21 protein-coding genes and 3 tRNA genes are annotated in these 26,994 nt (G+C 60.4%); 9 read left to right on the forward strand and 15 right to left on the reverse strand.

Annotation, left to right across the window (positions count from 1 at the left end):
• Window positions 1-32: 32 nt before the first annotated feature.
• From CH92_RS11470 to CH92_RS11485, 4 genes are all read right to left on the reverse strand, one after another.
• A complete protein-coding gene (locus CH92_RS11470) occupies window positions 33-1,805 on the reverse strand; it encodes a ShlB/FhaC/HecB family hemolysin secretion/activation protein (RefSeq protein ID WP_025241922.1) in 1,773 nt (590 codons plus the stop codon).
• Between the two features lie 191 nt (window positions 1,806-1,996).
• A complete protein-coding gene (locus tag CH92_RS11475; RefSeq protein WP_235206149.1) occupies window positions 1,997-4,363 on the reverse strand; it encodes a TonB-dependent receptor in 2,367 nt (788 codons plus the stop codon).
• Complete coding sequence (locus tag CH92_RS11480; RefSeq protein ID WP_235206150.1) at window positions 4,360-6,678, reverse strand: hybrid sensor histidine kinase/response regulator; 2,319 nt, start codon at window positions 6,676-6,678, stop codon at window positions 4,360-4,362. The genes CH92_RS11475 and CH92_RS11480 overlap by 4 nt, the downstream gene beginning before the upstream one ends.
• Window positions 6,679-6,752: 74 nt before the next feature.
• Window positions 6,753-7,568: a response regulator transcription factor gene (locus CH92_RS11485; protein WP_025241925.1), complete on the reverse strand. Its 816-nt coding sequence runs from the start codon at window positions 7,566-7,568 to the stop codon at window positions 6,753-6,755.
• Between the two features lie 234 nt (window positions 7,569-7,802).
• On the opposite strand from CH92_RS11485, the gene CH92_RS22190 reads away from it, so the two are divergent.
• From CH92_RS22190 to CH92_RS11500, 5 genes are all read left to right on the forward strand, one after another.
• Window positions 7,803-8,129 (forward strand): hypothetical protein, encoded by a 327-nt coding sequence (locus tag CH92_RS22190; protein ID WP_200869620.1) that lies wholly within the window; start codon window positions 7,803-7,805, stop codon window positions 8,127-8,129.
• 12 nt (window positions 8,130-8,141) lie between these two features.
• On the forward strand, window positions 8,142-8,462 hold the full coding sequence (locus CH92_RS22195; RefSeq protein WP_200869621.1) for a hypothetical protein: 321 nt from the start codon (window positions 8,142-8,144) through the stop codon (window positions 8,460-8,462).
• A gap of 96 nt (window positions 8,463-8,558) precedes the next feature.
• A complete protein-coding gene (locus CH92_RS11495; protein ID WP_235206151.1) occupies window positions 8,559-9,539 on the forward strand; it encodes an iron chelate uptake ABC transporter family permease subunit in 981 nt (326 codons plus the stop codon).
• Between the two features lie 22 nt (window positions 9,540-9,561).
• The gene (locus CH92_RS22290) at window positions 9,562-9,924 is read left to right on the forward strand and encodes an iron chelate uptake ABC transporter family permease subunit (protein ID WP_235206152.1); all 363 of its coding nucleotides are present in this window, start codon (window positions 9,562-9,564) and stop codon (window positions 9,922-9,924) included.
• 402 nt (window positions 9,925-10,326) lie between these two features.
• Window positions 10,327-11,118, forward strand: coding sequence for a WecB/TagA/CpsF family glycosyltransferase (locus CH92_RS11500; RefSeq protein ID WP_235206153.1), 792 nt, complete (start codon window positions 10,327-10,329; stop codon window positions 11,116-11,118).
• 582 nt (window positions 11,119-11,700) lie between these two features.
• On the opposite strand, the gene CH92_RS11505 is transcribed toward CH92_RS11500, so the two are convergent.
• The gene (locus CH92_RS11505) at window positions 11,701-12,465 is read right to left on the reverse strand and encodes an SDR family NAD(P)-dependent oxidoreductase (RefSeq protein ID WP_025241927.1); all 765 of its coding nucleotides are present in this window, start codon (window positions 12,463-12,465) and stop codon (window positions 11,701-11,703) included.
• Window positions 12,466-12,989: 524 nt separating this feature from the next.
• On the opposite strand from CH92_RS11505, the gene CH92_RS11510 reads away from it, so the two are divergent.
• Window positions 12,990-13,859: a helix-turn-helix domain-containing protein gene (locus CH92_RS11510; protein ID WP_080690035.1), complete on the forward strand. Its 870-nt coding sequence runs from the start codon at window positions 12,990-12,992 to the stop codon at window positions 13,857-13,859.
• 236 nt (window positions 13,860-14,095) lie between these two features.
• Here CH92_RS11510 and CH92_RS22040 read toward each other — a convergent pair whose 3' ends face one another.
• Entirely contained in the window at window positions 14,096-14,239 is a 144-nt protein-coding gene (locus tag CH92_RS22040; RefSeq protein ID WP_158491123.1) for a hypothetical protein, read from the reverse strand.
• Between the two features lie 301 nt (window positions 14,240-14,540).
• Here CH92_RS22040 and CH92_RS11520 point away from each other — a divergent pair, with 301 nt between their 5' ends.
• Complete coding sequence (locus tag CH92_RS11520) at window positions 14,541-16,781, forward strand: hybrid sensor histidine kinase/response regulator (protein WP_025241930.1); 2,241 nt, start codon at window positions 14,541-14,543, stop codon at window positions 16,779-16,781.
• 618 nt (window positions 16,782-17,399) lie between these two features.
• Here the strand turns inward: CH92_RS11520 and CH92_RS11525 are convergent.
• From CH92_RS11525 to CH92_RS11535, 3 genes are all read right to left on the reverse strand, one after another.
• Window positions 17,400-17,484, reverse strand: a tRNA-Leu gene (locus CH92_RS11525).
• A gap of 46 nt (window positions 17,485-17,530) precedes the next feature.
• A tRNA-His gene (locus CH92_RS11530) sits at window positions 17,531-17,606 on the reverse strand.
• Window positions 17,607-17,637: 31 nt separating this feature from the next.
• Window positions 17,638-17,714: transfer RNA gene (locus tag CH92_RS11535), tRNA-Arg, on the reverse strand.
• 271 nt (window positions 17,715-17,985) lie between these two features.
• On the opposite strand from CH92_RS11535, the gene folD reads away from it, so the two are divergent.
• Window positions 17,986-18,840 (forward strand): bifunctional methylenetetrahydrofolate dehydrogenase/methenyltetrahydrofolate cyclohydrolase FolD, encoded by an 855-nt coding sequence (gene folD, locus CH92_RS11540; RefSeq protein WP_025241931.1) that lies wholly within the window; start codon window positions 17,986-17,988, stop codon window positions 18,838-18,840.
• A 106-nt stretch (window positions 18,841-18,946) separates the two neighbouring features.
• On the opposite strand, the gene CH92_RS11545 is transcribed toward folD, so the two are convergent.
• The 6 genes from CH92_RS11545 to CH92_RS11570 are packed head-to-tail and all read right to left on the reverse strand — an operon-like array spanning window position 18,947 to window position 24,876.
• On the reverse strand, window positions 18,947-20,686 hold the full coding sequence (locus tag CH92_RS11545) for an ABC transporter substrate-binding protein (RefSeq protein ID WP_025241932.1): 1,740 nt from the start codon (window positions 20,684-20,686) through the stop codon (window positions 18,947-18,949).
• 42 nt (window positions 20,687-20,728) lie between these two features.
• The gene (locus CH92_RS11550; protein ID WP_025241933.1) at window positions 20,729-21,001 is read right to left on the reverse strand and encodes a DUF2160 domain-containing protein; all 273 of its coding nucleotides are present in this window, start codon (window positions 20,999-21,001) and stop codon (window positions 20,729-20,731) included.
• Between the two features lie 10 nt (window positions 21,002-21,011).
• Complete coding sequence (locus tag CH92_RS11555) at window positions 21,012-21,812, reverse strand: carbohydrate ABC transporter permease (protein ID WP_025241934.1); 801 nt, start codon at window positions 21,810-21,812, stop codon at window positions 21,012-21,014.
• A 13-nt stretch (window positions 21,813-21,825) separates the two neighbouring features.
• Window positions 21,826-22,689, reverse strand: coding sequence for a carbohydrate ABC transporter permease (locus tag CH92_RS11560; protein ID WP_025241935.1), 864 nt, complete (start codon window positions 22,687-22,689; stop codon window positions 21,826-21,828).
• Window positions 22,686-23,783 carry an ABC transporter ATP-binding protein gene (locus tag CH92_RS11565; protein WP_025241936.1) on the reverse strand — a complete coding sequence of 366 codons (1,098 nt, stop codon included), beginning with the start codon at window positions 23,781-23,783 and terminating at the stop codon, window positions 22,686-22,688. The genes CH92_RS11560 and CH92_RS11565 overlap by 4 nt, the downstream gene beginning before the upstream one ends.
• Window positions 23,784-23,793: 10 nt before the next feature.
• The gene (locus CH92_RS11570; RefSeq protein WP_025241937.1) at window positions 23,794-24,876 is read right to left on the reverse strand and encodes an ABC transporter ATP-binding protein; all 1,083 of its coding nucleotides are present in this window, start codon (window positions 24,874-24,876) and stop codon (window positions 23,794-23,796) included.
• Window positions 24,877-25,096: 220 nt separating this feature from the next.
• Between CH92_RS11570 and CH92_RS11575 the strand changes: the two genes are divergently transcribed.
• Complete coding sequence (locus CH92_RS11575) at window positions 25,097-26,938, forward strand: sigma-54-dependent Fis family transcriptional regulator (RefSeq protein WP_025241938.1); 1,842 nt, start codon at window positions 25,097-25,099, stop codon at window positions 26,936-26,938.
• The last annotated feature ends 56 nt before the right edge of the window (window positions 26,939-26,994 follow it).

The following is a 26,994-nucleotide window of genomic DNA, read 5'->3' on the forward strand; positions in this document are numbered from 1 at the left end:
TCCTGTTCGAAAAAGGACCGATACGGTGGTTATCAGAAGGCCAGCGATGCCTGTAGCCAGGCGCGCCAGTCGCTAGAGCGCCCGTCGGCGTCTAGTCCGGAGAGACCACGGCCTGGGTTGTTGTCCAGGGTGCGCGCCACAGCGGTGCGAACGCTGAAGTTGCCCACCCACACATTGGCCCCCAGCCCCACAGCGTGCAGGTCGTAGCGGTTGGTATCACCCGTGTTGCTGATCGAACCCGCCCATGCGTCCTCGTGAAGCCAGATACGACCGGTATCGACGAAACCAAGCGTTTGCAGCTTGACGGCAGGCAGTCCAAGATCGAGATTGCGCCGTAGCTCGACAGTGGCTAACCAGCCGTGGTCACCGGATGCCTCCCCCACCGGATAGGCGCGGACCCCGGCAGGGCCGCCGAGGAGGAATTTTTCCGATGAGTCCAGGTTGTCGCTGGCCCATTGCGCGGAAGCGCCGGCGAACAGCGTCCAGTCGCTTGCCGTTCCGAGGTTCTGCAGGCGCGACAGTCGCAGATTGAGCTTATGGAAACCGCCATCGCTCTGGGCCCCCATGCGGTCGGCGAATTCATCGCCACGGTTGCCAGATAGATCAAGCTGACCAACAGTCAGAGCGATTCCAGCGTCGGTAACGCCGCCACCGCCCAATCCATCGAAGCGGTTGCCAGAAAGCGCGACTGTGAAGTTGTTCAGCTCCCGGTCGCGCAGGTTGATACCCAGCGCCTCGTCCTCCAACGCCTTGTATTCGTAGGTCCCGGAGACATTGAGGTTTTGCAGGCGCGAGCGGATCAGCGGGTAGCTCAGGCCCAGCGATCCGCTCTTGGCGGTGCCCCGCAGGTTCAGCGGGCGGAATTGCTCCTGGTCGACGTGATAGCGCAGGTAAGACCCAGCGGCATTCAGGCGCAATCCGCTCGCCGTCAGCGGCAGGCTATAGCCTGCACCCACCACGGTACTGCCGGTGGTCTTGCTGAGGCCGAGGGAAAACTGGTCGCCGATCCCCAGCGGATCAGCGAGATTGAATTGGGCATTGCCGCGGGCGCTGCCCGTGCTCCGGTTTCCGTAGTTGTCGGCTGACAGGCCGCCACTAAGCACGGGGCCTTGCTTAGCACTGATCAGTAACCGGCTGCTGCCGGGCTCGGTGCCGCGCTCAAGGGCGGACTGCGCGGTTATCCCCGGTTGGTCGTTGATAAGCAGCAGCGCACGCTCCAGATCTTCGGCACGCAGTGCTTTGCCTTGGGGCAGCGCCGCATCGGCGATGTCACGCAGGCGACCGGTCGAGCTGCGAGTCGCTCCGCCAACCTCGATACGCGCTGCGTCCGATTGCAACTTTCCTTTGATAAGGGCGATTTCCAGATTTCCTTCGGTCAGGTCCTGACGCGGCAGGTACGCTCTAGCCAACACATAGCCGCGGCCGCGCAAATAACGGGTCAGACTGTCGGTTAGCTGCTGAAGCCCGGCATGATCGAGGGCTTTGCCGACCATGGGGCTGACCAAGCGCTGCAGGTCTTCAGCCGCGGCCAGCTCCGTGTCGCCGGAAAAACGAATCGAGCGCAGGGTCACGCGCAATCCGGACCGCCCTTCGCGCACGGCGTCGGATGGCAGCTCGAACGCAGGTGGCGGCTCGGTGGATTGCGGTGCGGACGGCTGGCTCTGCTGATGCTCGTTCAGCAACTGACCGGCGTCCGGCAGGCTTTGAGCAAAAATCCAGGGAGCAGTAGCCGATCCGGCCAGCGCAACGGCCCAACGCAGCAGATGCTTGCCCAAATTAAAGAAATCCTGTTCACGGACTGCCATCGCCAAACTCCGAAAAAACCTAGTAAATGCCCGGCCCGCGTGTTCTGCCGGTCAGTTGCCGAATTATGCGTAGAGTTCAGAGGCGAAAAGTTTGCGAGAGCAGACGCCGGCTTTGCTATAGCGGACGCCCATGGATTAATCCGCTGTGGCCTGACGAACGGCTGTACTCGGGCGTAACGCGGTGGCCAATCTCAGTAGCGCGCTCTGACCGTAACTCCCGCCATGCGGGGCTCGCCGGTCAGCACGCCGTAATCGCCTGCGCCAAGCAGGGCATAGACTGCGGTGACAGAGTGGCGGTCGAACAGGTTGCGCACGCAGCCTTCTACCTCCCAGCCATGGTCCGACCGGCGCATTCCGAAGCGCAGATGCGTCAGTCCGTAGCTCGGCTGATAGCTGCCCTTACCACCTTCGAGGGTGCCGTAATAGCCACTCCGGAAGCTGTAATCGATGCCGCCGAAGCCTTCCAGCCCCGGCACCAGCGGTTGCCAGTAATCGAGCCCGGTCGACACATTCCATTCGGGTGCGTTGTAGAGGCGTTTGCCACTCAGGTCGCACACCCATTGACCTTCACCAGGCGGGCATGGTGCGTTGCGAAACGCGCCATAACGTGCATCGCTCCAAGCGACGCCCAGTCGCAGGGAGGTGCGAGAATGCAGGCGCCAGGCGGAGTCCAGCTCGATACCCCGCAGACGCACCTCTCCGACATTGATCAGGTTGTCGCGTAACGGAGGCGCGAAAAGCGTGGCTGGAGGGCTGTACGTCAGCGCCTGATAGTTGTCGATATCCGTCTGGTAAAGCGTTAGGTCGACCCGTGCACGGTCGTTCCAGAAGCGACTTTCAAGCCCCACTTCGAGCGAGGTGGCCCGCTCGGAATCGAACGTTGGCGCGGCTGTGGGACCCACAACATCGAAGTTAATCCCGCCAGTTCGATAGCCGCGCGACCAACCAACCCGGCCCGTAACGGCATCGGAGAACTGGTAGCTGAACCCGAGCTGACCGGTTAGGTGTCGCTCTTTGATCGAGTCACGTCGGTAATACACATCGCCGAGCGCAATTTGTCGCAGTAACTGACCGCCGCCTTGGATTACCGCCGGCAGGCTGTCCAGGGAAGCCAGATCCACCACTTCTCGCGACATCCAACCTTGCTTGCGTTCGCGCCCGTAGCGAAGACCCCCTGTCAACTCGATGCGCTCAAGGGGACGCCATGCGAGCTGTCCAAAAATTGCGCGGCTGTCGGATTCCTGCGCACCGGCAAACTGCTGCTGCGCCCCGTCGAGCAAGGATTTCGGGATTTGGGCAGGGTCGTTAAAACGAATGCCGAACAATTGCTCGATTTCGTCCAGACGATCACCGATGAACCAGGCTGCGGCCTCGTCTCCGAAGCGGACGTCGGTCTCACGCTGGGAGCGCTGGGTCAGGTAGTAAATCCCTAGTGAATAATCCAGGCGTTTGCCGGCAGAACCGCTCAGGCGCAGCTCCTGGCTGAACTGCCGGTGCTGCAGATCGACATTACTTTCGGCGACTTTAAGCGGGGTGCTGTCACCGTCACGCTTATCGACATAAGCCCAGTCGCGATGCGCACTGATGCTGGTCAGCCTCATCGTCGGCGCCAGCGCCCAATTCAGCTCCAATGAGACGGCATCCTGCGAAACCCGACTGCTGGTCGGCGCGTCATGCTGGACCTCGCCCTGCTTCGGATCGGTCACCGGTAGGTCGTAGCCGACGAAAGCCGCCCGGCGACGCGTCTGATCGCTGTAATGGCTGGCCATCAGTGCGTTGCCCGACTCATCCTGCTTCCCGTACTCGCCTACTAAGCGTGCACTGAAAACATCGTTGGGCGTCCATAGCAGCTGCCCACGCAATCCTTGTTCATTCTTGTCGTTCAGGCTTGCGCCGTTGTAGTGATTCTCCACGAGCGCATCACGCTCGGTCTGGAAGGCGCTCAGCCGACCGGCAAGCACGCCATTCTGCAAAGGCCCGGAAATGCTGCCCCGATATTGGCGCAAGCCCTGTGAGCCGACACTCGTTTCGCCACGTGCTTCAAACTCCGAACTCGGTTGCCGCGTCACGATGTTCAGCGCGCCCGCACTGCTGTTTTTGCCAAAAGCTGTGTTCTGCGGGCCGCGCAGCACCTCGATACGATCGATATCCAGCCAGTCGCCGAGCGCCATGCCCTGACGGCCGAGATAGACGCCGTCAACGAATACCCCGACGCTGCCTTCCAGCCCATCGTTAAAGGCCGTAGCGCCATAGCCACGTAGCCCAATGCCGGCGAAGCGCGCGTTATGACCGGACAGCACCAGTCCGGGGACGCGTTGCTCGAGGAGGCCGGGCGCGTGCTCACCTGGACGCTCCACAGCCTCCCCCTCGACCAAGACCACCCCACGCTGCACGGCTTTACGCAGGGGGTTGTCAGCGTTTGCCGTGACCGTCATGTCGTCGAGCAACAGCTCCGGTGGTCGGGGATATTCAACATTACCTGTGAGTGCGACATCCGCTATCGCGGTAGATGACGTTGCAAGCATCGCGAGATGCATCACTGCGCGCAGAAGAGTCAAGCTCCGACCTCGCCAATGGTGGTTTGCGGCTTAAAGCACGCTCGCTCATCAATACACAAAAGCATGTCGCTGTTCGAAGCCGGCTTGATCAGCACGTTGTCGAACTCCAGGTGCTCTGGATAACCAGACGGACGTTGGGCCGGTGCCGCCGAATAAAGCACCACGGGAACTTTTGGCCAGGCGCTGCGTACCTGGCGCAGAAACTCCCAGCCGTCCAGGTCAGGCATCATCTGGTCGGTGACGATCAGATCAACGGGGTCGTCCGAAAGGCATGCAATCGCTTGAGCAGCGCTGGTCGCAGTAGAAATTTCAAAGCCATAGCCGCCCAGTAGATCCGCCAGCCACTCCACGTTCTGCTCCACATCGTCGACCAGCAGGACGTGCCGCCCAGCTCCGTCCACTGCAGTTAACGGACCATTCGAAGCGGTAAAATCGATGTCCTGCTCGGTCGCGCAGGCGAGCTGCACAGTAAAGCTCACTCGAGTTCCACCTTCTGCAGGCGCCTCGATCTTCAGTTCGCTATCCATGCGCTGCAGCAATTCCTGGACGATGGACAATCCCAGCCCGCTTCCCTCGTACTGCTGGGCATTGCGGCCACGCCCAAACGGTCGCATCAGTTGCTCGCGATCCTTTGGGTCGAGTCCTATGCCGCTGTCGGCCACGCAGAAGCGCAGTTGCACCTTCGGATGGTGGCTGTCAACGCAGCTGACCTCGAAACGAATGTGTCCCTCAGTGGTGAACTTGGCTGCATTGGCCAGCAAGTTGATAAGCACCTGACGCAGCCGCCGAAAATCGGCATGCACCAGCATCGGGAGGTCTTGGGCGAAGCGGGCATCGAACGCGTTGTGCTGGCGGGTGGCCAGAAAAGCGGCCTCGTCCTCCACTTCACGCAGGAAGCCGTAAAGATAGCCGGGCGCCAGCGACAACTCCATTTGCTGCAGCTCGCCAGAAGAAAACTCCAGCAGATCATCAATCAGCTCAAGCTGTCGCCGCGTGTTGCGCTCGATCTTCTGCGGATAGTCATGTACCGGCCCCGTCTGTAGCAAACGAGCGTAGTTAATCACGCTGACCAGAGGCGAACGCAGATCATGACTGATCCGAGCGATCAGCCCGCTACGCGCCCGTAGCGATTCGCGCAGCTGTTCGGTACGCAGGGCCACCGTCTGCTCGAGGCGTTCGTGCTCGGCCTGTTTCAGATGATCGAGGTCGAGCAGCGCTCGCTTCTCCCGAGATCTGGCGCGGCTCACCTCGACGGCAAGCGTACATAACAGCAACAGGACGCCCGGTAAGGTTGAAGACAGGCTGAAGCGCTGTTCAGGCGACTGCCAGGGTATGCCACTCAGTTCGAGAAAATAGCGAGCAGCCAGCAGCAACATGAAAAGCAACGGCAGCAACCAGGCCAGCCAGTCGTAGCGGACACCCCTGCGCCAACCGACCAACAGCGTCAGCGGAAAAAGCAAGTAAATGCCTTTCATCATCATCAGAGCGGCGTCACCTCCCTGGACCGGGTCTATCAGCGTCCATAGGCGCGCGCCTGCATGCGCGACGAACTGCAGGCCGAACAAGACACCGATGACTCTGGGTAGCTGACTGACACGCAGCACCACCGCGGCGTAGCCCAGAAAGCATGCAAACGAGACCACACTGGCCAGCACGGTCAGCTCTCGCGTCCAACTGAGCGCCGCCGGCCAGAGCACCAGATATCCATTCAGGACACACGTCAGCAGGATGTAAGAACTTACGGCGAAGGCATGCACCACGACCAGACAGGAGCGGAAGATCGCGCCAATCATCAGGCTGAACAGGGCAACCAGGCATACGATGCCAAGCGTGATTCCGTCCCACAGGTCCGTGGACTGACGATGTTGGAAGCGCGCCAGATCGGACCAGAGTTCGGGATTAATTAACATCTGCGTGCCGCTGGCGACCCGCACAATCAACACAACCGATTCACCAGCCGGCATCGACACAGGGAAGAGCGGCTGCCGCGCCGGATACGACCATTCTTGGAGCGGATAAAGGCTTCCCGCCCGCATCGATTTCCAGCCACCCGGCACCATTTTATAGACGCGAACGTCTTCCAGACGCGGCGCGCCCACCGTCAGCCAGCGCGAGCAAGTGCTCGATCCTCCATTGTTCAATTCCAGACGGAGCCAAAACGCCGAATGTGTATATCCGGCAGGTGGCAGACCTGCCTGGGCCCCGGAACCACTTTCAAAACGGGCCAGAACGCGGGCCAGACTCAACGCCCCGCTACGATCTTCGATCACCTGCGCAACGGGCAACTCGAAATGCTCGTCTTTACATACATCCACGGGAACCGCGGCTTGTGCGAGGCCCGAGATCGAAAGGCAGAACCCAAACAGCAGGCAACTCAACCGCCGTCCGATCATGCGAAACGAACCGAGCCGGCCTCGCAGGCGCCGTGGATCTGTTGACGGAACTGTGTGGGGGTAATCCCCGACCACTGGCGAAACGCTGTGGTGAAATTGCATGCACTGCGAAACCCGACCAGTTCGGCTATATCCTGAATGCTCATGGATCCGTCGGTGAGCAGTTTCTGACCGCGACGCAAACGAGCTTCGCGGATGTAACCGAAAACGGTCGTGCCCAAATGCTCACGAAAGATCATCGATAAGCGTTTCTCGTGTGTCCCTACCATTCGCGAGATGACGGACAGCGACGGCAGATCATCCAGTTTCTCGTCAACCAGGCGCATCGCCGCCCGGAGAATCACCTGATCGGGTTGGTCACCGTCGGCCGTCTCAAGACAAGGTGCGGCAGGCAGTTCATCACGCCACGTCAGTTGCAGGTGGATGCGGATCCGAGCGAGCACCTCTTCAGGTTCACAGCTCTTGAGTACGTAATCGACTCCGCCCAAGGTCAAACCCTCCAGGCGCTCGTCCAGAGAACCCGAGGAGGTCAGAAACAGAATCGGAACGCGGCGTGTCACCGAGGCCTCGCGCAATAGACGGCACAGGCTAAAGCCGTCCATCTGGGGCATCCGGACGTCCAGCACAATGAGATCCGGTCGAGTGGTCAGCGCCCGCTGATAGCCCTGGTAGGCTTCGGTTGCCACCGAGACCTTCCATGCCTGTGCTCTGAGCAGCGTAAGCAGTCCTCTGATCTCATCCGGCGTATCGTCGATCACCAGTACGTGCGGCGTACCCTGCTGTGGCAACCCGGTTTTCTCAAGATCCACCATGCTCCCCGCCCTTCTTTGTGTGGATGTCATGTGTGTGCATTCGAGGCGGCACGCTCACTCGAAGTGTCAGCGCGCACGGCCGTTCGCCAGTCCTCAAGAGCGACCTGACGTTATCCCCGTGGCCATTCGCATATGCCATTTTAATCTTTCGGCAGCGTAGCGGTTTACTGAAGACTCGGTAGTGCTGTTTGGACGGACGTACGCAAATAGCGTCAAGGCGCGCTAACTCGGATCTTGCCCTATTGGCAGCCGAATCTGGAGTTGCTTCAGCAATTGGCGCCAGAGCTGATCCTTTGCGATCCCACCGTCGACCGCGCGCTACGCAGCATCGCGCCATCCGAGGTGGTGGACATCTATCCCACCGAACAAGGCGTCTGGCACAGCGCCAGCGCCTTCACCTTGCGGCTCGCCGCGCGCCTGGAGCTGGAGTCACGAGCCATCGCCGATCTCCAAGTAGCCAATGAACGTCTCGAGGCCTTGGCCAAACGATTGGCAAGCCGCCCCCGGCCGCCGTTGTGTATCGTGGTGCTCAACCAGGACGGCCGTCACGCGACGGTCTAAGGACGCAACAGCATGGCTCAGGATGTGCTCGATCGGCTCGGTCTAATCAACGCTTGGCAGGGTCCGAGCAATGCCATGGGTTTCAGCTTGACCGGCGTCGATCGACTCGCCGAAACGCCTGACACTCACTTGCTCTATATCGAAATCCCGACCACGTCGGCGCGCCTGCAGAACCTGCGCCAGCCCAACGCGCTGTGGGACAACCTGCCGTCCGTGCGTAACGGCCAGAGCCAGCCTCTTGGCAAGTTCTACCCCTACGGTGGCATTGCTTCCGCCCTCAGCCTGGCACAACGCATCGCCAGCTATCTTCTGCAGAGCCATCCGCATGTCTGATTCCCTTACTGCCCTGCCCGCCAGACGCGGCGAGCCTTACCGCAACCCGTGGCCCTGGGCCCTGGGCCCTGGGCCCTGGCACTCGGGCTGGTAGCTTTGTCTCTGGCGGTCCATGGCCTGCAAGGGCTGCTCCCTCGCGAATTCTGGTGGCAAGCGCTGTGGAGCCCGGATCTCGACGATGCGCGCCAGGTCATGCTGCACTACAGCTTCGCGCCTTGGCTGCTGGTCAGCCTGCTGGCCGGCGCCGCCCTTGGATTGGCCGGCACGCTGTTCCAGCAGGTGCTGCGCAACCCGCTGGCCGAACCGGTGACGCTGGGTGTGGCGGGCGGCGCCAACCTCGCGTTGCCGGTGTTCACCATCGGCGCGCCTGGATTACTGGCCCGCTTCGGTGTTGAGTGGGCCACGCTGTTGGGTGCAGGGATGGCGACCCTGGCGCGGTTCGCCATTGCCTGGGGACGGACGCTTTCGCCATTGCGTTTCATACTTGCCGGCATGGTCATCAGCCTCTACTGCAACGCGATCAACGCCTTGCTCGAGCTGTTCAACCACAACTATCTGATCGACTTGCTGCTCTGGCAGGCCGGCTCGCTGAACCAGAGTGGCTGGGACGGCGTCACCTATCTGCTGCCCCTCCTGCTCGGTGCGGCGCTGTTCGCTGGGCTCCTGCTGCGCCCACTACCGGCGCTCGGCCTGGACGATGAAAGCGCCTCCAGCCTTGGCGTCTCGCTGCGCACTACGCGCAGCTTGGCACTGCTCAGCGCGGTGGCGTTGAGCGCCTTCGTCACCAGTTGCTTTGGCATCATCGGCTTCGTCGGGCTCGCCGCACCGGCCATCGCTCGTCTGACCGGGGCCCGCACGCTGCGCCAGCGACTGATCTGGGCGCCGATACTGGGCGCCGTACTGCTCTGTCTGGTGGATCAGTGCCCGCGAAATCTCGCGCTTCGTAGGCGAAGTGCCCGCTGGCATTCTCACTTCGGTGTTCAGCGTGCCGCGGTTGCTTTGGCTGCTGAGCCGTCAGCGTGCCGGTGGTATTCGTCCGGCACGCGCCGGCATCGGTCGCCGTGTAGCGTCCACTAGGCAATTGATCGCTAGTGTCGGTTTGCTGCCGCTATGCCTACTGCTAGCGCGCCCGCTCGAGCTGCTCACGCTAGGGACGGGACCCGCCTCGGCACTGGGGCTGCGCCTGCGTCTGAGCCAGCTGACGACCCTGATGCTCGCGGCGCTGCTTACGGCGGCCGGGACGCTGGCGGTCGGCCCGCTCAGCTTCGTCGGGCTGATCGCGCCTCACATCGTTCGCCAGCTCGGCGTACGTCATGCCGTGCCGCAACTTGTCCTCGCCGCGCTAATCGGCACTTTGATCATGCTCATCGCCGATTGGATGGGGCGCAGCATCGCCTACCCCTGGCCGGTCTCCGCGGGCTGCTGGCCGCATTTATCGGCTGCCCCTATTTTCTTTGGTTGATGCATCGCGAACGGAGCTGAACCCAGAGCCGGCTGCCAAGCTGAGATCGCGTCCGCGCACACCTGCAGGCGTGATCCGAACCGCCCAAAGCAATGCTGATGAGCCATGTCCATTTTCCGCCATGGCCAGCGCGGTGTTCCCATAGCAGATCGAGCGAATCTGGTCGCCGGGCTCAGGAAGTCCGCAATGTGGCCGGAGCGACATGCAGCGGGCTGCTGCTAAGCATTCTGGACGACGGTCGCGCCTGCCCACTGATCTGGTTCGACTCCTGTGTCTAGCCTCTCGGCACCTCGCTCGAACCTCTTCGTTCGACTGGGTTCAGTTTAAGAACAACGAAAGAACTGCAGCGATACCGCAGGTCTTGGCTTGATGCACCCCATGCGCCGATCGAGGAGGCACAGTTTGCAAAAGCACCCGCGATGGAATGAGCCTCGTGCAGACGAAGGATCGTCCTGTTGCTACGACAGACACAGCACCCTCAGAGTATTCGATATCGATTTCTACAATGGATCAAACGCCGAACTCATCTCGCACGTCATTGAGGCGAGCGACAGCGAGTTCAGCTATATCGTCACGCCAAATGTTAACCATGTGGTACGACTCGAAGACGATCCCGAGCTGCGTCGCGCCTATGCCAACGCCAGCCACCGGGTTTGCGACAGCCAAGTCTTGAAAGGCCTGATGAAGTTCATGCGCATCCATGTGCGTGAGGTCATTCCCGGCAGCAATCTCACCGAAGAACTCATGAGCATCGCTCAGGCGAGGAAATGGCGGGTGACGGTCATCGGCTGTGATGTGGCGGACATACGAACGATGCGCCAGCTCTACCGAAATGTGACTTTCTTCCATCACAGCCCGCCCATGGGGTTCATGGATCGTCCAGAGGAAATTCAAGCGTGTCTGGATTTCGTTACCTGTCACCCCGCCCAACTCGTGGTGCTGGCCGTCGGGTGCCCACGGCAGGAACTTCTGGGTCAGTTGATCCATGCAAATGGACGGTCACGGGGCGTAGGACTGTGCGTGGGCGCGTCAATCAACTTTTTGTCCGGCAAGGTCAAGCGCGCGCCCAAATGGATGCAGCGTATGTCACTTGAATGGCTGCATCGCATGTGCACGGAACCGCGGCGCCTGGTGAAGCGCTACGTAACGGATGCGATTCGCATCGTCCCGATCGTATTCCGTCAGCTCCGCTGACCCTCTAGCGCTTGCGTTATCCCGCCCGCCTGCTGGCGCCGTTGATGGGGTCTATCGGCTGCGCGCGTCGATACGCATTCGGGACCACCGCCTCGCTGGCTGAGCCTAAATCTATCTTCGGCGCGCCGTGACTGAACCAACGCACCCTGACCGTTACAGGGGGTTGCGGCATTTTTTAGGCGGATGATGATTGCGCGTTGTTGCCTGATACGGTCAATTCCGCCAGATGATTATCGGCAGCCCAAGTCACGCTCGCGCCCGGCCGTCATCGTGCGGCTCACCGATGCGGCCCGCGGAGGATTTCCAGACGTTTAAGCGGGGACATCAGGCTGTCCCGAACATTATTTTGCAGCGGTGCTCCACGAGCACGGCACCCTCCCAGATACGTTCCGCTTTGCATGAAGAGGGAGTATCTGGAGCGCAAATACTGACTGCTTTCGACGCGACAGCACTAAGCGCCTGGCCTCCCGACCAGCGCAAACAAGCGCTGGCCGAGCGCTTTGCTTTGCCAGACCGAGCGATGAAGAAGGCCAGGTAGGTCAGCATGCCCCTGCGGATTCTCCTGTATCAATCACGGCTCGCTCACCCGGCGGTGACGGTCATGCCGCCATCGGCCATGACGACCAAGCCGACCATGAAGCTTGCGCGGTCCGAGGCCAGAAAGGCGACGATCTCTGCAATTTCTTCTGGCTGCGCAGCACGACCGATGGGCGCCGCTTCGCCGTGTTGGGCGAGAAAGCCCGGACCGTCCTCGACCACGTCATTGAGGATGTTGGTAACCACGTCACCGACGCCGATGGCATTGACGCGAATGCCATGCTCGATGACTTCGAGCGCCAGCGTGCGGGTCAGCTGGGCCAGCGCGCCCTTGGACGCGGTGTAGGCGGCGATGGTCGGAAAGGCGAAGTAGGACGCATAGGAGGCGATGTTGACGATGGCGCCGGATTTGTTGGGCATCATTGCCTTGACCGCCTCGCGGCAATGCAGGAATGCCGCGGTGGCATTGACCGCCTGGATGCGCTCCCAGTCCTCGCGTGTCATGTCGACGACCAGCTTGTTGATGATGATCCCGGCGTTGTTGACCAGGATGTCCAGCCGGCCGAACTGCTCGACGGCCAGCCCCACCGCGCGCTCGGCGGCGCCGTCTTCGCTGATGTCGGCCACCAGCGGGACCAGCCCGGGACGGGCGAGATCTTCGACGGCGGGGTTCAGGTCTTCGGCAACGACCTTGGCGCCTCGTGCATGCAGCAACAGGGCGATCGCCTTGCCTATGCCACTGGCGGCGCCGGTGACCAGTGCAACTTTGCCTTCGACTTCGTGGGGAATGCTGTGCGTGAAATCAGTCATGGTGCTCTCCTGCGTTGCGAGCCGAAGAGACATTCGCCGGCTCGGCGCCCGTGAGGCGCTGTCGTTATCGACAGCTGTAATCTCTCGCAAAGCGTTGAGCGGAGCTTTTGCTGATTTGCCGAGGCTGTCGGAGTTTTGCGCCAACGCACTGATCAGCAGGCGCGGACCAACGCCAGCACACCCGAGAATCTGGTGGCAGCGGGTAAATTCTCATCGCCCCGCATATCGGGAAAGCAGCGCGCGCCAGTCCACTTCTGGATGCGTGCTGTTCATGCGCGACGAGAACGACAAGCTAGCGCGCATATACGAATAATCCGACCCAGTCGGGGGCCTGGCCCCTGGATGCGGCCATCCCGGCGTTTTGCCGGCTGGCCTGCCGGCGACTTCGCTCAAAGCCGACGCCGCTGCGTTACCCTATCGACACCAGCCCTCGCCAGAGGGCTCTGTCGAGGGAGCATCCTGTGCGCCAAGCTGAGCCCCAAAGCCTCCCTGCAAACGATGCTCTGCGCATCACGGGCGAATCGATGCCTCATTACCTGCCGGGGACGTCGCAGGTCCTACCCTCGCGGTCGCCGTTGCAGGACGTGGTCGTGCAGTTGTTCAGCCACCAGAGCATCGTCGAGCCGATCCTCGTGCCCGCCGCGGTCGAGCCTCTTCTGGTTTGGGTGCTGGCGGGCGCGGCTCGGGTCGAGGAACGCGCCCTTGGCGGGGAATGGGAAGCAGCCTACGTGAAGGCCGGTGACTTCTTTCTTACCAACACCAGCGAACCTTACGAGATGCGCTGGCAGGCGCAAGGTGGCGACAGCTTTGAGGTAATGCATCTGTATCTGGGCTTGCCGTTAATCGACCAGGCTGCGCGCGACGTACTGGGCGAACGCACCGCTCCGATTACATTTCGCGATATTTCCGGCGCGCAGGATGAACGGGTCAGCTTCATGCTGGAACAACTTCGCCATGAACTCATTGATGAACACCAGCCCAGCCCGCTGTTCACCCACAGCTTGGCCCAGGCGCTGTCGGTGCACTTGGTGCGCCGCTACCTCGACCCACGCAGCGGCGCTCGGCGAAGCAACGCGCTACAGGCCTACAAACTGCGCCGCGTCATCGAGGCGATGAAGGAGGGTCTGGCCGAAGACTTCAGCCTCGCCGATCTGGCCCGGCGCGCGGAGCTTAGCGAGTATCACTTCAGCCGGATGTTCAAGCGCGCCACGGGATTCTCGCCCTCGCGGTATTTCATCCGCCTGCGCACGAGCCGCGCCCGGCATCTGCTGCTCGAGACGGATCGTAGCGTCATCGACATTGGACTAGAGGTTGGTTACTCGAGCCCGAGCCATTTTTCTCAGGTGTTCCGCCGCGAGGTGGGCGTTACGCCCAGCGCTTATCGCCAGGCGTGACGACTGCACTAAAGGTTCTGCATTGTGAAGCGCTCAGCCATATCGGTGCTTGGCCTGCCAGGCGGAAGCGGCCTTTTCCAAAAGTAATGTAAGGCGGCCGGGGCGCAGACGGCGATGGCGCATGGCTTTTCACCATTTCCCATATGAACAGGCCGTAGACGTCGATCCGGCGGTCGTCGGCTTGGCGGCATTCGAATCCGATAGCACTGCGTACTGCCGGCTGGCACACGCGGCGGTCACCCGCACGCCTCGAACGTGTCCGCCGCACGTCCCGAACTGTTGCCAATCGCGACGATCGTTTCGACCAAACCGGCGGTGGGGACGTTGATCGCTAACTGGCGGCTGCGGCGGATCATCTCGTAGCTGTGAATCGTGTCCACGATAAAAACAAGCCTTGTAGATCGGATCATTTGACCAACGCGGACAGGGGTATGCATTATCGTCCGGCTTCCCAAGTTCGTCGTCGTTACGCTCTATAGCTAAGGCAGCTGCCGGCTTGTACGTCGGCATTCGAATCGAAGCGTTCTCAGGCCTGGTGGTGGCGCGAATACGCGGTTCCGGTGTGAACCTTGCGTTGATCGAATCCATCTACAATGCAACGCAATCACGCGCTGCCACGTGTTCTAAGCAATACGTGCCGCGCACATACCGCAGCACCCGCACGCAGGAACTCCCGCTTAAGTGACTATCCGCGCTCGTCTGGTCTGGCTTGTAATAGCTGTTATCGCACCGGCATTGATCTTTGCGCTCTTCGCCACCTATTCGGTTTACCAGGCGCAGTCCGTCCAGGTCGATCGGGGCATGCAGGAAGCCACCCGCGCAGTGGCGCTATCGGTCGATCGTGAACTGGCCCGGTACGGAGCGATCGTAACCACCTTAGCGGCCTCGCCAACCCTCATAAAAGGGGACCTGCGCATCTTCCACGAACGCCTGCGGCAGACCAGACACCCGACGGGCTCGGGCGTGACAATTTTCGATCCTGACGGAATTCCCTTGGCTGATTCGGATTACCCCTTTGGCGAACCCCTGCCGATGCCACCAAGTCTGCCGGTTTATCCGGCGCCTGGATCCGATCTCCGGCTCCAGGTCAGCCCACTGTTTCACGACCCCATTACCCAGACCGACAGCATCGCGATCCACCGGCCGGTACTACGCGACGGCCGGGTCATCTATTTCCTCACCATGAAGTTCCCGGTGACTTCGCTTAGCGCGCTACTCGAAGCGCAAGACCTCCCCAAGCGCTGGCTCGGCGTGATTCTGGACCAGCGACATACCATCGTCGCCCGCACCCGCGATCCAGATAGTCATGTTGGCAAGCATGCCAGCGCCGACTTCGTCGAAATGCTACGCGCCTCCGCCGTCCGTGACGGGAAGGTGAAGTCCATTACCCGCGACGGTGAGGACGTGGCGACCTTCTTCAGCCGAGCCGAGGCCTCGGGCTGGACGATTTTGATCGCGATCCCCAGGCATGACCTGCTCACCAGCGTACTGGCGCCCATCGTGACCGTCGCATTCGGTATTGTCGGTGTGCTGGCCTTGGCGATCGGACTCGCCATCGCGGTGGGTCGCACGATCACCCGTCCGCTCGCGCAACTTGATCTTGCCGCAGGGGCCATGGCCCGTGGCGAGATAATCGAAGCGCCTCGGACCGGCGTGGACGAGACCGACCGGACCGCACAGGTCCTTGCCCAGGCCAGTGTCACCATTCATCGGGCAAATCAGGAGATGGCCGAACGGGTGCAAGGTGCCCTGGCCCAGGCCGAACGCTCCCATCGGGCCTTACTTCAAGGCCAGAAGCTCGAAGCGCTGGGGAACCTGACTGCCGGCATCTCGCATGAATTCAATAATATTCTGCAGAGCATGACCACGGGGTTGCAGCTAGCGGACATGCTGAGCACGCACCCGAGGGCCAAGCGCGCGATCGAGGCCTGCCAGCGATCAGCACAACGCGCCACCCGGCTTACGCGACATCTCATGATCTTCAGCCGCAGCCGTACCGCCGATGCCGAACAGGTGGACGTTCGAGCGTTGATCATTGGCATGAACGAGCTTTTGACTGGGGCGCTTCCCAATCACGTGGCGCTGAAACTCACGCTTCCTGAAGGAGCGTGGCCAACCGTGCTGGACCCCGTGCAGTGTGAACTGGCCATTCTCAACCTGGCAATAAACGCGCGCGACGCGATGCCCAGTGGCGGCCCGCTAGTCATTAGCCTGTACGATCTGTCGCTCTCACATGACAACCGCCTGGAGCTGCCTGAAGGCCCCTACCTATGTGTGGAGGTTGCCGACGCGGGCTGCGGCATGAGCAAGACGGTCCAGGCCCGAGCATTCGAGCCGTTCTTCACCACCAAGGCGGTAGGCGAAGGCACAGGTCTTGGACTCGCCCAGGTCTATGGTTTCGCTCGACAATCCGGCGGTGCGGTGTCGATAGAGAGTGAAGTCGGTAAGGGCACGCGTATCACCCTCGTGGTACCGCGCATCGAGCATCTGGCGGAAGCTCCACCTACGGTTCAGCTCCCGCCAGCGTGCGCGGCTCGAACGGCGCGCGTATTGCTGGTCGACGACGATGCCGAGGTTCGAGAGGTCATGGTGTCGATGATCGAGTCGCTGGGATATCAGATCGACGAGGCCGCCAATGCAGAGGCCGCCCTGGCGAGGCTGAGCGATGCGGATCAGCCAACAATCCATCTGCTCCTGTCGGATATCGTGATGCCTGGGCGGATGGATGGCATAGGACTCGCCGAGCAAGTGCGACACTTGTATCCCACGTTGCGCATCATACTGGCGACCGGCTACACCGAGCGCATCGCCGCCGAGCACGGATTTCGCGTGCTGCCAAAGCCCTTCACCAGCCAGACGTTGGCCGAAGCACTTCAAGAGGCCCTCGGTACCGATCCCCTTTCCTCTTGCGCGCCCGGGTGAGGATGCGGTGAGGCTGTTCAACGCCTTCGGCGTGCCGGTAGGCTCTGTCGCCGTCGGCATTTCGCCAGAAGCGGAAGAATATCTTTGCTAGACAACGTCGTGTCTGTGCCCCAAAGCTTTTGCAGCCTTGGGTAAGCCTTGGATTTTCGAAGGCGTCCCACTCGTCAGCGACCTTACGGAAACGCTTTTTGGACCCCTCAGTGCCAGCGCCAGATTGGCGTGGTCCAAGCCGTCGGCGAGCCGGATCCGGCAGCAATTCCGCGTTTCGCGAGCACGCCTATGGGAAATAGGTATATGCCTAAAGACATTTTCCGCTTTTTGCCTTGGTAGCTTCAGCGAAATCCAGTACCGGCTGCTTGCGTTGCGCGAGGAGCGCCAAGCCGTAGCTGTCGCCGATCGTGTAATCCGTCTCCGCTGCTTTGCTTGCCGTACAGCAGTGCCTGAAGCGCCAGGTGTAAAAAACTCAGGTATACGCGTTAGAGACACATCTATGCACCTCGATCGGCGCTGGTAGGGTAGCTCCTGAGCAGAGCAGATAAACGCAAGGCACAAAAAAGCCCCTGTTACGGGGCTTTCAGGGATTTTCGATTGCTCCAGAGAGCTCTCGAAATCATGTAATGGTGCGGACGGAGAGACTCGAACTCTCACACCTTGCGGCGCCAGAACCTAAATCTGGTGTGTCTACCAATTTCACCACGTCCGCAAACTGCTAAACGAAAACGCCAGGCACTGCCTGGCGTTTCGGAATATGGGGTGGACGATGGGGTTCGAACCCACGACCGCAGGAGCCACAATCCTGTGCTCTACCAACTGAGCTACGCCCACCATATTGCCTTGCTTGTGCCAGAGCCCGAAATGGCGCACCCGGCAGGACTCGAACCTGCGACCATCCGCTTAGAAGGCGGATGCTCTATCCAGCTGAGCTACGGGCGCTTTTATCTGCAACCTATCAGAGCGCAGACTTCAAGCTTCAGCCAATGAAGGCCTCGACCTTCAAAAGCCGTCTTACCCAGCAGCAAGCTGTGCTCGACAAGCGGGGCGAATCTTAATGGCCTGCCGGCATGTCGTCAACAGCCAAACCGAAAAAAATTCAGCCTGGTAAAGGGGTTACGGGAATCCGTCATCGCATTGCCTTTGCCGGACGGTGCCACCGTGCGAGAATGCGCCTCCTTTTTCAATCCTTCTCGATGGTTAATTAAGCGTCATGACCGCAAAACTGATCGACGGTAAAAAGATCGCTGCCAATATTCGCCAACAGATTGCCGGCAGGGTTGCCGAGCGATCTAAGCAGGGCCTCAGGATACCGGGGCTGGCAGTGATCCTGGTGGGCAAAGACCCGGCCTCTCAGGTTTATGTAGCGCATAAGCGCAAGGACTGCGAGGAAGTTGGGTTCAAGTCCACTGCCCATGACCTACCGGCAACGACCAGCCAGACGGACCTGCTGGCGCTTATCGATCAGCTCAATGAAGATCCGCTTATTGATGGCATTCTTGTTCAGCTGCCCCTACCTAAGCACCTGGATGCTTCGCAGTTGCTTGAGCGCATCCGTCCGGACAAGGACGTCGATGGTTTCCACCCATACAATATCGGCCGACTCGCGCAGCGTATGCCGCTGCTACGCCCCTGCACACCGAAAGGCATCATGGCGCTGCTCGAAAGCACCGGTGTGGATCTGCACGGGCTCAATGCAGTGGTGGTCGGTGCGTCCAATATTGTCGGTCGCCCGATGGCGCTGGAATTGCTGCTGGCAGGCTGTACGACAACCGTCACCCACCGTTTTACCCATGATCTGGCCGACCACGTCAAGCGCGCCGATTTGATCGTGGTCGCGACGGGCATTACTGGCCTGGTAAAAGGCGACTGGATCAAGGAAGGCGCCATCGTCATCGATGTCGGGATCAACCGCCAAGCTGACGGCAAGCTGGTCGGGGACGTCGAGTTCGAGGTGGCGGTACAACGCGCCAGCTGGATTACCCCGGTGCCGGGTGGTGTCGGCCCGATGACCCGCGCCTGCCTGCTGGAAAATACGCTGCACGCCGCGGAACATTTGCACGGCTGATCTGAACGAAGCCTGAGCGTCAGGCGCTGCCCTGAGCCAGCGTGATACAAAAAAACGGCACCCTGAGGTGCCGTTTTCTATGACGCGTTCACAAATGCAGCGACGCTTAGCGCTTCTGCTCCCAGGACTTGATCAGCTCGTCATAGCTGATGGTTTGACCCTGAGGCTTTTCATTTTCCAGTTTGGGTTTCGGCGATCCGGCCTGCTTCAGCCAGTACTCTGGATCACGCGGCTCGTTAAGCTTTGGACCGCACTTGGGCTGGACGTTGGCCCGCTCCAGCCGCGCCATCATGGTGTCCTGCGCTTCGGCAAGACCATCCAGCGCCTCTTGAGGGGACTTGTCGCCGCTGGCCGCTTCGGCAATGTACTGCCACCAGAGCTGCGCCAGACGTGGATAATCCGGCACGTTGGTTCCGGTTGGCGTCCACTGTACCCGCGCCGGGCTGCGGTAGAACTCGACCAGACCACCTAACTTCGGCGCCGCTTCGGTCATGGCATTGGAATTGATGTCGGATTCACGGATCGGCGTCAGACCGACCAGCGTCTTCTTCAGCGACACGGTTTTCGACACGGTGAACTGCGCGTAGAGCCATGCAGCCAGACGGCGTTTCTCCGGTGTCGAGTTGAGGAAGGTCCAGGAGCCGGTGTCTTGATAGCCGAGCTTCATGCCCTCTTCCCAATACGGTCCTTTGGGGGACGGCGCCATTCGCCATTTCGGCGTGCCGTCCTCGTTGACCACTGGCAGACCTGGCTTGGTCATGTCGGCGGTAAAGGCGGTGTACCAGAATATCTGCTGCGCGATGTTGCCCTGCGCCGGAACCGGGCCGGACTCGGAGAATGTCATGCCCTGGGCTTCTGGCGGTGCGTACTGGCGCATCCAGTCGACGTATTTCTGCGTCGCGTAGACCGCGGCCGGACCGTTCGTGGCGCCGCCGCGAGAGACACTCGAGCCGACTGGATGGCAATCCTCGACGCGGATGCCCCACTCGTCCACTGGCAAGCCGTTTGGCAGGCCCTTGTCGCCGGCTCCTGCCATGGAGAACCAGGCGTCGGTGAAGCGCCAGCCGAGCGATGGGTCTTTCTTGCCGTAATCCATGTGGCCGTAGACCCGCTGGCCGTCGATTTCCTTGACGTACTTGCTGAAAAACTCGGCGATGTCTTCGTAGGCGGACCAGTTCACCGGCACGCCGAGCTCATAGCCATAGCGCTCCTTGAATTGCTTTTTCAGCTCGGGCCGCTCGAACCAGTCGGCGCGAAACCAGTAGAGGTTGGCGAATTGCTGGTCGGGTAGCTGATAGAGCTTGCCGTCTGGGCCGGTGGTAAAGGAAATCCCGATGAAATCATCGAGGTCGAGCGTCGGCAAGGTCACGTCCTTGCCCTCGTTCTTGATCATGTCGCTGATCGCGACCGCCTTGCCGTAACGGAAATGGGTGCCGATCAGGTCGGAGTCATTGATATAGCCATCGTAAATGTTCTTGCCGGATTGCATTTGCGTCTGCAGCTTCTCGACAACATCACCCTCCTGCATCAAGTCGTGGCGCAGCTTGATACCGGTAATTTCGCTGAAAGCCCGCGCCAGGGTCTTGGACTCATACTCATGGGTTGTGATGGTTTCCGATGCGACGTTGATTTCCATCCCACGGAAAGGCTCGGCGGCCTTGATGAACCAGCGCAACTCCTCCATCTGCTGTTCCGGCGACAGGGTCGAGGGATTGAATTCCGACTCGACCCATTTCTTGGCCGCATCTTCATAGGCATCGGCCCATGCCGTTCCTGCAATGCCGGACAACGTCAGCAAGGCCGCGATCGCCATGCCATGTCGGGTGTTGTTTTTATTCTCGAACATAAACACCTCCTTTGGGTTTTTCGGAGGGATGGGCCACGAGGCTCAACCCCAGCGCATCACTGCAAACAACCAGACGAGAGACAGCGCGGACGCTATCCAGATGCTCCAGTCGGTCAGCCCTATCAGCAGAAGGTGCCAATAGGCGCTGCCCAGAAGTCCAATGAACAATCGATCGCCGCGCGTGGTGACGATGGGCAGAAAGCCCTTGCGCGGCACACAAGGCCGCTTCAGCTCCCACGCGCTCATCACCGCCAGCATCACGCCAATTACCGCGAAGAAGGATGCAGTAGGGGTGGTCCAGGCCATCCAGTTCATGCGTGATCTCCTATACCCGACCCAGGGCGAAGCCCTTGGCCACGTGATTGCGAACGAACCAGATCACCAGCATGCCCGGCAGGATGGTCAGCACCCCGGCGGCTGCCAGCACACCCCAGTCAATCCCTGAAGCGGAAACGGTCCGAGTCATCACCGACACAATGGGTTTGGCGTCAACCGAGGTCAGCGTGCGAGCCAACAGCAGCTCGACCCACGAAAACATGAAGCAGAAGAAGGCTGTCACGCCAATGCCCGAGCCGATCAACGGAATGAAAATCTTCACGAAGAACTTGGGAAAGCTGTAACCATCGATATAGGCGGTTTCATCGATTTCCTTGGGCACGCCAGACATGAAGCCTTCGAGAATCCAGACCGCCAGCGGGACGTTGAACAGGCAGTGCGCCAAGGCCACCGCGATGTGCGTGTCGAACAGTCCAATCGACGAATAGAGCTGGAAAAATGGCAGCAGGAAGACCGCCGGGGGCGCCATGCGGTTGGTCAAGAGCCAGAAGAACAGATGCTTGTCGCCGAGAAAGCGGAAGCGCGAAAAAGCATAGGCGGCCGGCAGCGCTACGGTCAGCGAAATGACCGTGTTCAGGCACACGTAGTACAACGAGTTGATGTAGCCGCTGTACCAGCTGCGATCAGTGAAGATCACCTTGTAGTTGTCCAGCGTGAGGTCCCGAGGCCAGAGCGTAAGGCCACCGAGAATCTCGGTATTGCTCTTGAACGACATGTTGACCAGCCAGTAGATCGGCACCATCAGAAAGGCGATATAGAGGATCAGTACCACTCGCTTGCGCAGGTTCATCAGTGGGTCCTCTTCAGTTCTGGTCGCCATGGGTCATGGCCGTATAGAACAGCCAGGACACCAGCAGGATGATCAGGAAATAGATCAGGGAGAACGCCGCCGCCGGGCCAAGATCGAACTGCCCTACCGCCATCTTGGTCAGCGTCTGACTGAGGAAGGTGGTGGCATTGCCCGGACCGCCACCAGTGAGCACGAACGGCTCGGTGTAGATCATGAAGCTGTCCATGAAGCGCAGCATCACGGCGATCAGCAGCACGCTCTTGAGCTTGGGCAACTGGATGTAGCGAAACACTGCCCAGCTCGAGGCCCTGTCGATGCGCGCGGCCTGGTAATAGGCATCCGGGATCGCCCGCAAACCCGAGTAGCACAGCAGCGCGACCAAGGAGGTCCAGTGCCAGACATCCATGACCAATACTGTTACCCAGGCATCGCGGGTATTGGATGCATAGTTGTAGTGGATACCCATCTCTCGAAGGCTATAGCCCAGCAGGCCAATGTCTGCCCGCCCGAAGATCTGCCAGATTGTCCCGACTACGTTCCATGGAATCAGCAATGGAATCGCCATCACGATCAGGCACAGGGAAGCCCAGCGCCCTCGGGTTGGCATGGTCAGCGCGACCGCGATGCCCAAGGGTATTTCGATCAACAGCACGCAACCGGAATAGATGAACTGCCGCAGCAGTGAGTCATGCAGGCGAGGGTCGTGAAGAATCTGGCGGTACCAATCCGCGCCGACGAAGAACCGAGTCGAGGAATCGAAGATGTCCTGAACTGAATAGTTCACCACGGTCATCATCGGCAGAATGGCGCTGAAGGCGACCAGCAGAAACACCGGTAACACCAGCCACCACGCGCGATTGTCCTGAATCTTGGTCATGGCATGTCCTCCACCAGCCGATCATCGGCGTAGAGCATCAGCCACTGGGCAGGGAAGCCTAGCCAGGCCTGGCTTTTCGGGACGGGATGATCTTCAGGCAGTCGCGCCTTGAGCAAATGCCCTTGCAGGCGCAGCGTGAGGATTTTGTAGGTTCCCAGATCCTCCACGCGCACCACGTCGGCCTGCATTCCGCCCACAGCAGCCTCGTCGGAAACCTGAACGAACTCCGGACGAACGCCGATCTGCAAGCGACACCCAGCTACGTCGGGCAATCGCGCAAGCAAGGCATCGGAAAGGGGTAGATGCAGATCGCCGAACCCGACGCCGCCCTCCTCGGCCCGCACGTCGATCAGGTTCATTCCCGGACTGCCAACGAAGAACCCGACAAAGGTGTGCTGTGGTCGCTCGAACAACTCCCTTGGCGTGCCGAACTGGACGATCTGCCCGCCATGCATCACCGCAATCTTGTCAGCGAAGGTCGATGCCTCCAGCTGATCGTGGGTGACGTAAATCATGGTGATATTGAACTGTTCGTGGATCTGCTTGAGCTTGCGCCGCAGTTTCCATTTCAGATGCGGATCGATGACGGTGAGCGGCTCGTCGAAGAGAATTGCCGACACGTCATCGCGTACCAGGCCACGTCCCATGGACACCTTCTGTTTCTCGTCCGCGGTCAGGTTGCGAGCCTTTCGCTTGAGCAATGGATGGAGATCGAGCACCTCGGCGATCTCGTGCACCTTACTGGTAACCCGCGCTTCCGGAACGCCCTGATTGCGCAACGGGAAAGCCAGATTATCGAAGACGGTCATGGTGTCGTAGACGACCGGGAACTGGAAAACCTGGGCGATGTTGCGTTGCTCTGGCGACATCCTGTTGACTTCGCGCGCGTCGAACAGCACCTGCCCCTCGGATGGGCTGAGCAATCCTGAAATGATGTTGAGCAAGGTCGATTTGCCGCAGCCGGAGGGACCCAGCAGCGCATAGGCGCCGCCCTGCTCCCACACGTGGTCCATCTCGCGAATGGCATAGTCCGCCGCACCACTCGGCTGCGGGCTGTAACTGTGAGCAAGGTTCTGCAAGCGAATCTCCGCCATGGCGCTCTCCTCAGACGCGTCGGGCCGGTGCCTGGGCCAACTGCCCGGCAGCATCGAACACAAACAACTTGTGGGTCGGGATGTACACCCGGATTGGCGAGTCAACGGCGTAGTCATGCACGCCTTGCAGATGCAGCACCAAGCTGAAATGTTCGTTGCGCACGTGCAGGAACGTTTCCGAACCGCTGATTTCCGCCAACTCGACCATACCGGCCACCTCAAGGTCGTCGTCATTGGACGGCACGAGCCCGATATGGCTGGGTCGGATGCCGAACCGGTATTCCCCCTCGCTCAATGCGCGCAGGTCGGCATTGAGGGGAAAGTGCATGCAGTCCTGAAAGCTCACCTCGTTAGCGCCGATCCGCCCCGGCAACAGATTTATTGGTGGCTCGGAAAACAGCTCGGCACTGAGCATCTGGCTAGGCCGGTGGTATACCTCGGACGTCGGTCCGCTCTGAATCACGCGACCTTCATGCAGGACAGTGGCCGTTCCACCCAGCGCCAGCGCCTCGTTGGGCTCGGTAGTGGCATAGACAGCAATGCTGCGCCGCGTCTTGAACAGCTCGCGCATTTCCTGGCGGAGTTCTTCGCGCAGCTTGTAGTCGAGATTGACCAGCGGCTCGTCGAACAGGATTAGATCCGCGTCTTTTACCAGCGCCCGGGCCATCGCGGTGCGTTGCTGCTGCCCGCCCGAGAGCTCCAGCGGGTGCCGTTGAAGAAAGCCTTCGATGTGCAGCATTTCAGCGGTTTCGCGCACCTTACGTTCGATTTCCGCCTTGCTCATGCCAGCCTGTCGCAACGGTGAGGCAATGTTCTCGAAGACGCTCAGCGTCGGGTAATTGATGAACTGTTGATACACCATCGACACGTTGCGCTTGCGCACCGGTACGCCGGTTACGTCGGCGCCGTTCATCAGGATTCGTCCCTGATTCGGCTTGTCGAGCCCCGCCATGAGTCGCATCAGCGAGGTCTTGCCCGACAGGGTGCGCCCGATCAGAACGTTGAATGAGCCTGGCTCGAAGTTAAGGCTGGCGTCGTCGATATGCAGCTGCCCATCGACTGACTTGGTGATGTGTTCCAGCGTGAGGGACATGTCTCATCCTTCTATTGTTATGAAGGGTGAAAAGCGATATCCGTGCCAGCGTTGGGAAAAGGCTCTAGCTCATTGTTTTCCGCAGAAAGCGTTGTTCTCGAGTGTTCAAAATGAACAATTGTGAACATTGACAGCGAACAGAAATGAACAAGACTGTTCAAAGCCGACCGCCGCGTCAACGGCCGATAACAACAATAATCTGCACATCCAAAGAGGCAACATGGCCGACCCAGCCCAGTCCATCTCACATCAGGCCCTGGTAGAAGATTCGTGGAACCGCTGCGAGCGCTACGGGCTGAATCCGCTCAGCATTCCCAGTTTTGGCCAACCCGCAGAGCAGGACGTCAATGCACTGCTGGAACGCCAACGCAGCCTGGTGCAAACCACCCAGCGCGAGGTGCTCCCGTACTACGAAAACATCCTTTCGAATTCGAGCTGTCTGATACTCCTGGCGGACAGTGGCGGACAGCTGCTCGAATCCTGGGGCGATCGACGCTTTGTCGAACCTTCCCAGCAGCGTGGATTCAGGCCCGGCGCGAGCTGGATGGAGCGCGACACCGGAACCAATGCGATCGGCACTGCACTGGCCAGCGGGCAGGCCGTGCATATTCAGCGCGACGAGCATTTTCTCAAGGCCAATCGCTATCTTTCCGGCGCGGCTTCCCCCATCTTCGATGCGCAGCGCCAACTGATCGCGGTACTCGACGTCTCCAGCGACAGCTATCTCCCTCCTTCGCACACGCTCGGCATGGTCAAGATGATGAGCCAATCGGTGGAGAACCGGCTGATCCTCAATCTGTTCCATGACGACTATTTCCAGCTGACCTTCAACACCGGACAGGACAATCTCGACAGTCAATGGGCCGGGTTACTGCTATTTGACGAGTCCGGACTGATCGTCTCGGCCAACCGGCGCGCCGACAATCTGCTCGGGGTGACGCTGACGCGGACCCGCATCGACATGCTCTTCGACGTCCCGTTATTACAGCTGCTCAATCAACCGGAAGATCAGCCCTTGCTGTTGCGAGCAATGGGCCGCCATCGCTTTCACGGCATCGTGCGACGTCCACAAAAACCTCGCATTCAGCCGCGCGACTTCCGCACGGCGGCTCGATCGGAACAACCCATCGACCTAGCTGGCATCGATCAGGGCGACCCGCAAGTCCACAAGGTGATTCGCCAGGCCAGGCTCATGCTGGAAAAGGACGTTCCGATTCTGGTGCACGGTGAAACGGGTGTCGGCAAGGAAGTCCTGGTCAAGGCGCTGCATGCAGCCAGCTCGCGGGCCAAGGCACCACTGATCGCAGTGAACTGCGCGGCCATACCCGGCGAACTGATCGAGTCCGAACTATTCGGCTACGAGAAAGGTGCGTTCACTGGTGCTCATCAGAAAGGCAGCCTCGGCTTGATCCGCAAGGCGGATCGAGGTGTGCTGTTCCTCGACGAAATCGGCGATATGCCGCTGAATCTCCAGGCGCGCCTGCTACGCGTACTGCAGGACCGCAGCGTCCAGCCGCTCGGTGGCGGAGAGCCCTTCCCCGTCGACTTTCGCCTGATCTGCGCAACAAACCGCTCGCTACGCCAGGAAGTCGAAAGCGGTCGTTTTCGCCAGGACCTGTTCTATCGCGTCAGCGGGCTAAATGTTGAGCTGCCGCCGTTACGAGCCCGTCGCGACAAGCAGGCGCTATTCCAACGAGTTTGGGAGCAGTATCGAGAACCCCAGCAATGGACCGGGTTGAGCGCCGAAGTGCGTCGCCTGTTCGATAGCCACCCTTGGCCAGGGAATATTCGCCAGTTGAGCAGCGTTATCCAGGTCGCGTTAGCCCTGGCCGACGATCAACCGATCCGCCCCGAGCACCTGCCGGACGACTTCTTCGATGACCTGGAACGCGCTCCGATCTCATCGCCGTCGCGCGTTCTAGAAACCAATCCCTCCCCGAGCGACGATCTGGCCAGCCATTACCACGCCTGCCGCGGAAACATTTCGCACTTGGCCCGCAACCTGGGGATGAGCCGCAACACCCTGTACAAACGCCTACGCGAGCAAGGGCTGAAGGTTTGAAGACCTGCCATGACCAAGGTGCTGTACACCGCGGTCGCTCTCGCAGGCGAGCGCGG

It is taken from the genome of Stutzerimonas stutzeri, assembly GCF_000590475.1.
Taxonomy (GTDB): domain Bacteria; phylum Pseudomonadota; class Gammaproteobacteria; order Pseudomonadales; family Pseudomonadaceae; genus Stutzerimonas; species Stutzerimonas stutzeri_D.